Below are 11,664 nucleotides of genomic sequence, written 5' to 3' on the forward strand. Positions count from 1 at the left end.
ACCGGAAATTACGAGGGAATTAACTAAGAGTGAGTTCTTATTAGCTTAAAATCAGTAGAATTTAAATGCTTTTAAGCATTACTTTAGAAACAGTCAGCTCAACCATTCAGTTGTGATGCTTTCTGCTCCCCCTCCTCACTTTTTTATAGCCCATAATCTCTGATTAACGCGAGCTATGCTTGGCTAGTAAGTTTGTCGCTCTAGGTTTGTAAATCAGATAGAACAAAGCTTCTAAGTAGCGCAGTAGAGCTTCTCGGCTTTCTTTAGAGGTTTCACTCCAGAATCCGTAAATTTTGGCGAGTGAGAGGAGCTGCTTGGTATGCAACTGCCAATTGTATTTATCCCGAACTCGCTTGATACCTGCTTGAGAAATTTTCTGCCAGTAGTCAGGGGTGTGTTCGCACTTTGAAATAAATTGCTGAATTTTTTCGGCAGTCTCTTTCAAGTCTGTGGGATTAATGAGAAACCCATTATCGCCGTTTTGAATAATCTCTGATGGTCCACCAAATTGAGTGGCAAATGTTGGTAAACCGGAGACCATGGCTTCTAAAACGGTGAGACCAAAGGCTTCAAAGCGAGCAGGATGGACTAAAATTCCCCCCAAATCAGCAATCACTCGGTAGGATTCGCCGATATCGGGGGTGGTCAGACGTAGTCCGATCCATCGAATTTTGCCGTGAAGATGGTATTGCTCAATTAGCTGGTTGAGCTTCTCGATTTCCCCTTTCTCTTCTGGATCAGTGGCGTCCTCAACCCTGACATGGCTAGTGATTAAAATTAGGTTGCACTGTTCCTGAAGTTCTTTTGAACTGGCAAAGCATTCCACTAAGCCACTCAGATTCTTGATTGAGTTTAGGGGCGCAATGCTGAGAATCGGGCGCTGGTTAGGACTGTTGAGATAGCCGATAATTTCGGGGTCTTCCTTGGTCAACAGCAAGTCTTTAACCCGTTCACTGTCGTCGGCAATCCGGTCTGATGTCTGAGTGTAGGGAAAGAAAATGTTTTCGTTGACCCCTGGTGGTACCACATTAAATTTGGGGCTGAATAACTCAATCCCATTCACCACATGATAAAGTTCAGGCATACTGAAAGACTTGTAAGACTCGTAGTAGCCTACACTGTTTGGTGTTCCCACAAGCTCCTCATAGGTACTGGTCAGAATGAAATCTGCTGAATTCATCGCAATTAAATCAGCGGTGAATTGTATGGAGAAGTTATATTGGGACTCAAAGTCTTTCCAGTAGAGGTCACTAAACAGATATTTAGGCTTTTCCATGGTGTGAGCAATACTGCCATGGATAGCGTTTAGGCGTCGAGCTAGCAGAAACGCAACTAAACTCCCATCGGAATAGTTTCCGATAATTAAGTCTGGACGACCCTGGAATTCTTCTAGCAGGGCTTTTTCTGAATCTAAGGCAAAGGATTCGAGATAGGGCCAGATCTCAAATTTGGAAATCCAGTTGTCGGTGACGTTTGGGTTAAATTCCTCGAAAGGAACCCGCAAAATCCAACCGTTGCTGGTGCCTTGGATTTTTTCTAGGCGTAGATTGCACTGGGTACCTTCACAGTTGGGAATTAGGCGAGTCAGAACGATCACCTTTGGTTCGACACCAAGAACGTCAAGACCTGAGAGTTTAATATTGTTTTGGATTGTTTGTTCCAGGCTACTGGCTTGGTCGATGACGTATGCCACTTGACCAGCGGTTTCGGGAAGACCCAAGACTCCTTCTTGGCCAACCCAGCCATGAACGGAAACCAGAACAACCCGAAATATCAGGGGAATACGAGAAATAAAGGCTTCGAGTACTGCATGATCAGGAGCGTCCATTAACCGCTCGAGGAGTTCTAGGGTTTCGCGCACCCGACCAGCAGTGTTACCCCAACCTGCTTCAAAACCGAGAACTTGAAGCTCGAAGCGAAACTTTTCATAGGGGGTGTGAGCTGGTAGCTCTCCCACTAATGTTAGTGCTTGCTTAACCTTTTCAAAGAGTTGGGTAGTTGAGTCAATCCGGTTGTTGAGCAGTAATGGTGTGTGGTCGTAGTGGTGCGCTTGTAAGTTTTTCAACAGCTCCTCTAGCCACTGCTCAGAGTCAGCAAATAATTGGCTAGATAGGTAACGGTTAAGAAACTCCAGCCCATTGCCAATCTTTCTCGGGTCACGAATTGTAGGAGTATTTTTGTAAAACGGACCAACATCAATTTCTAGCAGACCCCCTTTTTCTGGGAAGTAGCGCTTAACCCAGCGATCGCGTAAGCTTAGTAACTCCTCCACTGGCATTGGTTCAAAACTGGTCAAATCCGCTGCCAGCCGATAGATTTCTTGAGAAGCAACCCTTGTCCGCAGGAGAAGCCAAAGGTTTTTCTCTTCCAGAATAATTTCGTGGGTATAGTTCAGTAGTTCGGCGATAGAGGAAGTTCTTTTAAAGTAAGCAGGCTTGTCATGAGTAGTGCAGTAATTATCAAACGCTTGCAGAATCTGATTCCTTAGAAAGTACTGCTCTTGTTCAGATCGCAGTTGGCTGATAAACTGACGCAAATCAGCTTTCTCGTTACTTTGGAGAACAGCTCGTAACAAACTAGACATAGTAACTTAGCGTGTCTTGTCCATGGTGGGTCTGTAACCTACTCCCGCTCTAGCCCTTGGCTAGCAGGGAGTAGGATTGTCGTCGGAGATTGGCTCACTCCTTGGGATCTTCTGGCAGTGGGGCAATCGCTTACCCCACTATCGTGATTTGAATTAGGGCGGGGTGTGCCAAGCTTTAAGTAAGCAACCGCCATATTTACATGATTCCCCTAGATCGACAAGGCAGTTGGAAAATACATGGAAACAATTAAGCTTTTAATTATGATTAAAATAATTTTGCTAGGTGTGCTTGACCCATGAAGAATTAAATTCGCCACAGGTTGCACCTGCCGATACCCCACCTACACTTAAACACCCTGAACAATAGGTTTCAACTCCCACGCACTAATGGTCAAGACAGCTTGCCGATCATCGGCACTCAGCAAGTATAAAGGAAGTGCGTGGGAGATCAGCGCTCAGTGGTAAGGGTCAATTCTATGAAAGCCTTACCTTTGTCAAATCGGACAAATTTATAGCGCTATGCTTTGTCTTTTCCCTTTGCTATTAACTGGATGAGCTTTCGATCACAACCGTGAGGTTACCGGAATTTTTGACCACTTTACAGGTGGTGGTTGTGTCAGCTCGTTCCAATTGCAAGTCTAGCACCGTTGAGCCAATCCGCAAGTTACGAACTAAGAGTTGATTGATAAAATTTGGTAAAGTTGGTTTGAAAATATGTAAATTGTTTCCTGAAGCATCCGGTCGCAAATTCACCATCATTTGCAGCAGTTGGAAAATACTGCCAGTTGCCCAGGCTTGGAGAGGACAGGCTCCTGGATACTTGACCGGAGAGCTGTTGGGAGTGCGCTGGTAACCAGAGAATAGTTCTGGAGGACGATAGTAGGGTTGCTCAACTGTCATGTCAATCATGCCTTTGGCAATTTCTAAGGCTTGATCGACTTGATTTAGCGATCGCAATCCTAACGCAATCAAGGAATTTTCGTGGGGCCAAACGGATCCGACGTGATAGCTGATCGGGTTGTAAGCAGCGGATTGATTACTGAGGGTACGAATCCCCCAACCATTGAACATATCTGGTGCTAACAGCCGCTTTGCTACACTAGCTGCTTTTTCTGGAGTAAAAATACCCAATGACAAGCAATGACCAGGATTGGAGGTTATGCTATCTACGAGTTTTCCTTCTCCATCTAGTGCTAAGGCACAGAAGTCTAGGTCGTCTAGCCAAAAATCCTGATTGAAGCGTTGCTTGAGTTCCTGGGCTTGGTTTTCCCAACGCTCGGCTAAATCAATTCGCCCCTTGATCCTGGCCAGATGGCTTAGCCTAACTTTAGCGCCATAGACATAAGCTTGGACTTCGCATAATGCGATCGCTCCCGTTGCTAGGGTACCATCACGAGTGACCATGGAATCACCGGAATCCTTCCAGCCTTGATTACGCAAACCCTTTTTGGACTGGCGCTGATAACAGAGATAGCCGTTTTGCTGAGATTGACGATCAATCCAATCCATGGCAGCCAAAGCATTGGGCCAGAGCAAGTCTCGGGTAGTTGTGTCATTGGTCCAAGCATAGTACTCGGCATAGAGCATCAGCCAGAGTGGGGTAGCATCAACTGTACCGTAGTAGGGAGTGTGAGGAATTTCCCGACAGCGAGCCAATTCCCCAACCCGTAGTTCATGCAAAATCTTACCCGGTTGCTCATCCCGCCATGGGTTATCCTCTTGGCCTTGGTAGTGGGCTAAAATTTCCAGAGTACCTTTAGCAATGGTAGGGTCAAGAATTAAGGTTTGTGAGGCAGCAATTAAGGAATCTCGTCCAAACAAGGTGGAAAACCGAGGTACTCCTGCGGAAAGAACTGTGCAGCCATTAATAGTCTGCCTTAGTAAAAAGATGTCTCGTATTGCCCGAGAAATCACTTGGTTAACGGTTTCATTATCTGAGCTAATGTGAGTTACCTGTTTATACCATTCCTGGTTTTGGAGTAAGTTAGCGGTCTTAGCTTGTTCAAGGGTGGCTGGAATTTTAGCTCTAGTGATTCGCGCTTTGTGGGTGACCAGTTCCAGTCGATAGCCTAAAGTTTCAGTAGCCCCAGGCTTGAGGCACAATTCCCAAACCGCTGTGTCTCCTTTGTAGGTGTCTGGGAGACGGTGCATAAAGTAGATCTGAGATTCAATCAGGGAGTTATCGAGTCCCTGGTAAGCTAGGTTAATGGTATTGGTGTTGAACTCAGTTAGGGTTAGCAGGGTATCTAAATCGATATCAGGCGGTAATGAACGCAGCAGAGTTCCCCGTTGCTGTCGCTGATGACCCCGAACTTCAAACCAGTCTTTAAAATCGGCATCGAAACTGAGGCTGACGGTGAAGCTAAGGGGTTGAGTGTCGTAATTGGTGATTACAATTTCTTCCCATAAGCCACCATGGAGGGCTAGCTGCCGCTGAATGCCTAGGGTTTTTGGGGGAAGATTAGGTGAGCGGGGATTACAACACATGACCGATAGGGCAAATCCTTCTTCAGCAGTGCTACTCAGGGGAATGGGGAGTTGCCCTTCTATTTGTAACTCTAAGCGAGAGAGAAAGCGGGTATCTTGACAAAATAACCCGGTTGTGCTATTAGTTTCGTTTTCTAAGTTCCCCGAAATATTCCCTAGGGTATCTGTGATTAAAAACAGGTCATCTACTTTGAGAGGAAGGGTTGGTAGAAGTCTTGAGGTGGTGGGCCATTCGGTCATCGACAACTGCTCGCTAGGAAGATATCGTCTACCATCTCGTTCGATAATCTGTAAATCCATAAAATCAGCGCTGGGGCTTTGGGTTTAACTAGTGGTGGGCGCTTGGGGGATGTCATCAGTCTCTCTCTACCGCTGTGGTAAGGGTCGGGAGACATGGACATGACCCAAGTTAATTATCAATTTTTTTTGACAGGTCGAGTCCTCAGAGGATTGCTACCCTAAGAGCTAAATGGTAATCCCTAACCTTGAGTAATGACTGAAGCAAGAACTATTTTTCGGAGCAGCGCAGCCACTAGTACCTTAGCTATTCACTACCATGTCGCTATGCCTCAGCCTCAATCCCATCTGTTTGAGGTAACGCTGCAAGTGGAAGGCTGGGAAGCCCCTTTGTTAGATTTAAAGATGCCAGTTTGGACTCCAGGCTCTTACTTAGTGCGGGAGTATGCTCGACATTTACAAGATTTCTCTGCGGATACGGGTAATCCTAGCCAGTCTTTACCGTGGCGGAAACTGGCCAAGAATCATTGGCTAGTGGAAACTGGTGATGGGTCGGCTATCACTGTGCGTTATCGTATCTTTGCTAATGAATTAACGGTACGGACTAATCACTTAGATGCTAGCCACGGTTATTTTAATGGTGCTGCTCTGTTCTTGTTCATCCCAGGATTTGAACAATACCCTTGCCAGGTTACTATCGCGCCACCTAATCCCGATTGGCGGGTGACCACACCCTTACCGCGAGTGTCAGGAAAATATAATACCTTCAACGCAACGGATTTTGATACCTTAGTCGATAGTCCGTTTGAAATTGGTGATCATAAGCTCTATGAGTTTGAGGTTTTGGGAAAACCCCATAAATTGGCAATTTGGGGAGAGGGGAATGCTGACCCAAAGCGGATTATTGAGGATACTACAAAGATTATCAAGGTAGAAGCTGAGCTGTTTGGGGGTTTACCTTATGATCACTATTTGTTCTTGCTGTATCTAACTGGTAGTGGCTTTGGGGGACTGGAACATAAGGATAGTTGTTCGTTAATTTACTCACGCTTTGGTTTTCGGGCAAAGGATAAGTACAATCGCTTCCTGCAACTGGTGGCTCATGAGTTCTTTCACTTGTGGAATGTTAAGCGGATTCGACCATTAGCCCTAGAAACCTTTGACTATGAACAGGAAAATTATACGACATCGTTGTGGTTTTGTGAAGGAACAACCAGTTACTATGACTTATTAATTCCCCAACGGGCTGGTATCTATGATGCTAAGACGTTGTTAGAAAATTTGAGTAAAGAAATTACCCGGTTTTTAACTACACCAGGACGTAAGGTGCAGCCCCTGAGTGAGTCGAGTTTTGATGCCTGGATTAAGCTTTATCGACGGGATGCGAATAGTGATAATAACCAAATTTCTTATTATTTGAAAGGGGAAATGGTGTCGTTATTGCTGGATTTGTTAATCCGGGAGCGCCATGGAAACCAGCGATCCTTTGATGATGTGATCAGGAAGATGTGGGAGCAGTTTGGTAAACAGGAAATTGGCTTTACTCCCCAACAACTAAAAGAGGTAATAGAATCGGTAGCAGAGCTAGATTTAAGTAATTTCTTCTCGAAGACTATTGAGGGTACTGGGGAATTGCCCTTCAATCAGTATCTCAAACCCTTTGGCTTACAAGTGGTGGCTGTGGATGAAGAATCTGTGCCTTACTTGGGGGTGAAGGTGAAGACCGAGAATGGTCAGGACTGGATCCAGTTTGTGGAGATGGATTCTCCTGCGGCAGTGGCAGGAGTGGATGCTGGTGATCAGTTACTGGCTATTGATGGGTTGCGAGTCAATGGGGAGCAATTATGCGATCGCTTAAAAGATTACGAAGCTGGTGATGTTATCGAGCTTAGTGTATTCCATCAGGATCAATTGGTCACTCTACCGATTACATTAGGGAAATCTCAACCCAGTCGTTACCAAGTGATGCCAGTGAAGAATCCTACCAATGTCCAGCAGCATAATTTTTCTGGGTGGTTAGGGGCATCTTTAGCCAAGATGAGTTGAGGGATAAGCTATCAGCATTAAGCTATCAGCTATCAGCTATCAGTTTATGGGTTAGGTCACAGGCTGGAAGCCTGTGCCACCCTGGAAGCCTGTGCCACAAACCTGTTCGCGCTTTTCCCCAGACTTTCAATTCTCATTAATCTCGAACTATTAAATTCTCCCGTTCCCGTAGTGTGGCCATAGACCTGCATAGGTTGATTTTAAGCTGATGGCTGACAGCTGTTCGCGTAGCGCATATGCTTACAAAGTCACGATAGAATTTCCGATGTGAGCTGTTCAGGAGTAACGGGTTGACATTTTCCTTCGGCAAACTCTTGTTGAGCTTCTTTAACATCTCTAATTCTCTCGGCTCTTCGCCGAGAGCGAAGACGATTTATTAAAATACTAATTAGATTTTCTTGATCCTCTAAGGGAAGTTCATCCGCTGCTTCTAATATTTCTGAAAAGGTAGTTTTTGTCATGATGCTTTTTATTTTAGGTAAACTTAGTTTTCTTCATTATAGCAATTATCTATCCCATGAGGGACAAAGGTATCCCCCGTTGGTCCCCCTTACAAAGGGGTACTTTGAGGTTGATAAGCGTACCTGGTAAATGCAATAAACGCTATATATATTTTATCCACCACGATTGACAGTTATAATTTAATCATTAATCATAATAGCAGCTTACCACTGCCAGCATGATTTTATCCTGATAAGGAGTGCGATTGTAATGCTTCAAGCTTTACCAACGTTTATAACTGTTGATCAGTTTATTACCCAGTATGGTGACAAAGAAGGCTATGAACTAATCGATGGGGAACTAATTGACATGGAACCTACGGGACCACATGAGGAAGTAGCAGGGTTTGTGGGACGGAAGTTAAATGTCGAAATTGACCGAGGATACCCAGATTATGTTATTCCCTACCGATGTCTGATCAAAATTTTAGGAACTCAAACAGCTTTTCGTCCTGATGTGATTGTATTAGATAGAACTCGGCTCGTAAATGAACCTTTATGGCAAAAAGAGCCTGTGATTACGTTGGGAACCTCAATCAAGCTTGTTGTTGAAGTTGTTAGCACCAATTGGCAGAACGATTATGCTCGTAAAGTTGAAGATTATGCCATACTAGGTGTTCCTGAATACTGGATTGTCGATTATCTGGGCATTGGTGGTAGAGATTATATTGGTAAACCTAAACAACCAACAATTACAATTTGCACTTTGGTAGATGATGAGTATAAAAAACAATTATTCCGAAATGATGATGGTCTTGTTTCCAAAGTCTTTCCGAATCTTAGTTTAACTGCTAACCATATTTTTTGCTCTAGTCTAATTTAGATATTATTGTTAGATATATAGCAATTATCGTAGTCATGATGGACAAATGTATCCCCCTAAATACCCCTTAAAAAGGGGGACTTTGAGGTTGAAAAGTGTACCTCATAACTGCGAAAAATGCTATATAATGGTAAAACCAGTGTATAAATAGGAGACAACATGAGTAGTGTCATATCAAAGCATATTGAAATTACACCGGGGGTTTGTGGTGGCAAACCTCGCATTGCCGGTCATCGTATTCGGGTTGAGGATATTGTCATTTGGCACGAAAGAATAGGATTGTCGCCGGATGAAATTGTTTCACAATACCCAACCATTACCTTAGCAGATGTCTATGCTGCTTTAGCCTATTATCATGACCATTTTGAGGAAATCAGGCAACAGATTCGTGAGGATGAAGAATTTGCCCGTGATATGCAAGAAAAAACACCGTCTTTGGTTCAGCAAAAGTTAAAGCAGTAAGATGCCTCAGACAATTCGGTTTCACTTAGATGAGAATGTCAACAAGGCCATCGCTGACGGGTTAAGGCGGAGAAAGATTGACGTTACGACCACTAGCGATGCAGGATTAATTTCCTCTTCGGATGAGGAGCAATTAAGATTTGCTTACAGCCAGGGGCGAGTGATGTTTACTCAGGATAGTGATTTTTTGAAATTACACAATTCTGGCTTTGAACATTGCGGAGTTGTTTATTGTGTGAAGGGACGTCGCTCCATCGGTGAAATTTTGCAGGGATTAATTTTGATTTGGGAGGTGCTTGAGGCTGAAGAAATCGCAGGAAAGGTGGAGTTTTTATAAGCGATGCAGTGGCCTCACGGGGGTTCCCCCCACTCGCGCTTTGCATGGCTGACATGGATTAGTGATCTCAAAAGCCTCGTTCACGCACCCTACAAGATTGCGATCGCACTGCATCGCTAAATAAATGGTATAAGCCCCCCGCTGTTTTGGGGGGTATGGGGGGAGGGAAAGGGAAAAGCGATCGCAAAGCAAACCCTCAATCAACAAAAACCAATCGCCTCAAAACTCTCATCACCTCACCAGGATTACCAGTTGGCACCGGCTGAGTCCACTCCGTTACCTCAGCAAATCCTCTGATATATAGGGCGTGAATTATTTTTTTTACCCCTTTGAGTGAACCAATCACTATAACTTTGACATATTCTCTGCCAGAAACTGGCTCCCTAGAGGCTTGAAGCTTAATCGATGCTGAGGTGTCTTGGCTAGAATCACCTAGAAAACTCTTGAGCATTTGGCTTGTCCCAAATTTTAGTTAACAAATATATTCGCAGATCTGCGAATATTAAAAGGCTATCGGATATTCGCAGATCTGTAAAGATTTACTAGCTCATGATCTTTTGACACGATCGAGGTCATGGGAAAAGTAGGAAAAGCGCTCAAACAAACCTTAGCAACCCACGGCATCAGCCAAAACAAATTGGCCGTAACACTGGGAGTTAGACCATCGGTGGTATTTCGCTGGTTTCATGAGCAAACTGATCCTAGCGGGGAAACCATTGCGGATATTGCTAAAGCACTCCAGAGTATCAATCCCTCCGCTGCTGCTGAATTCGTCAAGCTTTACCTGGGGGAATTCATAGAAGACCAAATCGAAAACCAAGACGAAGAGGAATCCTAGACTGGCTTTGGGTAGAATAATTCTTGTTGTTTGTTAATTCTCAATTAACAACGCCTCGATTCAACTCTGGCTTCAACCAACAAGCCACTTCATGGTCAACACTTACTAATTCCAAGGTGGGATCGTTCTGCCAACATTTATCAATCACGAAAGGACAACGAGCCGCAAAGGGACAACCTTGGGGATAATTGGTTAAATCTGGTGGTAACCCTTCAATGGTCTGCAAACGCTCTTGGCGCTGTTCATCCAGACGGGGAATACTATCGAGTAAACCAATAGTATAGGGATGGCGAGGATTTTTATAGATTTCCATCACCGATGCTTGTTCTACTACTTGACCGGCATACATCACTAAAATCCGATCCGCTAATCCCGCCAATAGCGCCAAATCATGGGTAATCCAAATCACGGCCATGCCAATTTCTTGGCGCAGTTTCTTGACTAATTCTACAATTTGAGCTTGGATGGTCACATCCAAAGCAGTGGTAGGTTCATCGGCAATCAGCAACTGGGGATTACAGGCTAATCCCATGGCAATCATGACTCGCTGGCGCATCCCTCCAGAAAATTGGTGGGGATAGTTACTAATCCGTTCCGCTGCACCAGGAATTCCGACTAATTCTAAGAGTTCAATCGCCCTAGATCTTCCTTGCTCTCGGGTCATCCCTTGGTGTAACCGTAGGGCTTCTGTAATTTGCCTTTCTACCTTTAGTACTGGGTTAAGGGAAGTCATGGGGTCTTGAAAAATCATCGCGATACGGTTACCCCGGATTTTCCGCATTTCCCCCTCACTAAGCTTTTGGAGGTCACGCCCTTCAAAAATGACTTCACCATTGGTAATCTTTCCAGGAGGTGAGGGGATTAGTCCCATAATCGACAGGGCGGTGATACTTTTACCAGAACCGGATTCACCAACAATCCCTAGGGTTTCCCCTTGATTGACCTGGAAGGAAATACCATTGACAGCATGGACAGTACCAGCTGGGGTGAAAAAGCGTGTTTCTAGATTACGAAGGTCTAGGATTGGTGACAAGGGAAGAATTGAGAATTTAAGTATAGTTTATAGGATATAGCAAAGGGAGTAGGGAGTAGGGAGCAGGGAGCAGGGAGCAGGGAGTAGGGAATAGGGAGTAGGGAGTAGGGCGTGTTTTCTTGCCTCGGAGATCCCCCGTTGGTCCCCCTTAAAAAAGGGGGACTTTGAGTATGGCTCCCCCCTTTTTTAAGGCAGGGCTGTTTCATTCTCGCAAAAAATAGATGGGGAGATGGGGAGATGGGGAGATGGGGAGAATTTTGGACTAATACTCGGGATTTTGGGCAAATTTATCGTTCCCTTACACCAAGGCCGTTAAC

11 protein-coding genes are annotated in these 11,664 nt (G+C 44.7%); 5 read left to right on the forward strand and 6 right to left on the reverse strand.

Annotated features, from left to right (window positions below):
• Window positions 1–163: 163 nt before the first annotated feature.
• The gene (locus F6K57_RS12090; RefSeq protein WP_293067801.1) at window positions 164–2,584 is read right to left on the reverse strand and encodes a sucrose synthase; all 2,421 of its coding nucleotides are present in this window, start codon (window positions 2,582–2,584) and stop codon (window positions 164–166) included.
• A gap of 543 nt (window positions 2,585–3,127) precedes the next feature.
• Window positions 3,128–5,371: an amylo-alpha-1,6-glucosidase gene (locus F6K57_RS12095; RefSeq protein WP_293026259.1), complete on the reverse strand. Its 2,244-nt coding sequence runs from the start codon at window positions 5,369–5,371 to the stop codon at window positions 3,128–3,130.
• Window positions 5,372–5,563: 192 nt separating this feature from the next.
• Here F6K57_RS12095 and F6K57_RS12100 point away from each other — a divergent pair, with 192 nt between their 5' ends.
• Entirely contained in the window at window positions 5,564–7,354 is a 1,791-nt protein-coding gene (locus tag F6K57_RS12100; RefSeq protein WP_293067804.1) for a M61 family metallopeptidase, read from the forward strand.
• A gap of 248 nt (window positions 7,355–7,602) precedes the next feature.
• Here F6K57_RS12100 and F6K57_RS12105 read toward each other — a convergent pair whose 3' ends face one another.
• Window positions 7,603–7,815, reverse strand: a complete 213-nt coding sequence (locus tag F6K57_RS12105; RefSeq protein ID WP_293067807.1) for a hypothetical protein — start codon at window positions 7,813–7,815, stop codon at window positions 7,603–7,605.
• A 250-nt stretch (window positions 7,816–8,065) separates the two neighbouring features.
• Between F6K57_RS12105 and F6K57_RS12110 the strand changes: the two genes are divergently transcribed.
• From F6K57_RS12110 to F6K57_RS12120, 3 genes are all read left to right on the forward strand, one after another.
• Entirely contained in the window at window positions 8,066–8,677 is a 612-nt protein-coding gene (locus tag F6K57_RS12110; protein ID WP_293026267.1) for a Uma2 family endonuclease, read from the forward strand.
• Window positions 8,678–8,836: 159 nt separating this feature from the next.
• Window positions 8,837–9,139 carry a DUF433 domain-containing protein gene (locus F6K57_RS12115; protein WP_008185608.1) on the forward strand — a complete coding sequence of 101 codons (303 nt, stop codon included), beginning with the start codon at window positions 8,837–8,839 and terminating at the stop codon, window positions 9,137–9,139.
• Window position 9,140: 1 nt separating this feature from the next.
• The gene (locus F6K57_RS12120) at window positions 9,141–9,476 is read left to right on the forward strand and encodes a DUF5615 family PIN-like protein (RefSeq protein WP_293026270.1); all 336 of its coding nucleotides are present in this window, start codon (window positions 9,141–9,143) and stop codon (window positions 9,474–9,476) included.
• 196 nt (window positions 9,477–9,672) lie between these two features.
• Here the strand turns inward: F6K57_RS12120 and F6K57_RS12125 are convergent, their stop codons facing one another.
• Window positions 9,673–9,927, reverse strand: a complete 255-nt coding sequence (locus tag F6K57_RS12125) for a hypothetical protein (RefSeq protein ID WP_293067811.1) — start codon at window positions 9,925–9,927, stop codon at window positions 9,673–9,675.
• A 123-nt stretch (window positions 9,928–10,050) separates the two neighbouring features.
• On the opposite strand from F6K57_RS12125, the gene F6K57_RS12130 reads away from it, so the two are divergent.
• Window positions 10,051–10,314, forward strand: a complete 264-nt coding sequence (locus tag F6K57_RS12130) for a helix-turn-helix transcriptional regulator (protein ID WP_075902219.1) — start codon at window positions 10,051–10,053, stop codon at window positions 10,312–10,314.
• A 40-nt stretch (window positions 10,315–10,354) separates the two neighbouring features.
• On the opposite strand, the gene F6K57_RS12135 is transcribed toward F6K57_RS12130, so the two are convergent.
• The gene (locus F6K57_RS12135) at window positions 10,355–11,347 is read right to left on the reverse strand and encodes an ABC transporter ATP-binding protein (protein WP_293067816.1); all 993 of its coding nucleotides are present in this window, start codon (window positions 11,345–11,347) and stop codon (window positions 10,355–10,357) included.
• Entirely contained in the window at window positions 11,332–11,553 is a 222-nt protein-coding gene (locus F6K57_RS12140) for a hypothetical protein (protein WP_293067819.1), read from the reverse strand. The genes F6K57_RS12135 and F6K57_RS12140 overlap by 16 nt, the downstream gene beginning before the upstream one ends.
• Window positions 11,554–11,664 lie beyond the last annotated feature (111 nt).

Source organism: Moorena sp. SIO4A5 (assembly GCF_010672005.1).
GTDB lineage: Bacteria > Cyanobacteriota > Cyanobacteriia > Cyanobacteriales > Coleofasciculaceae > Moorena.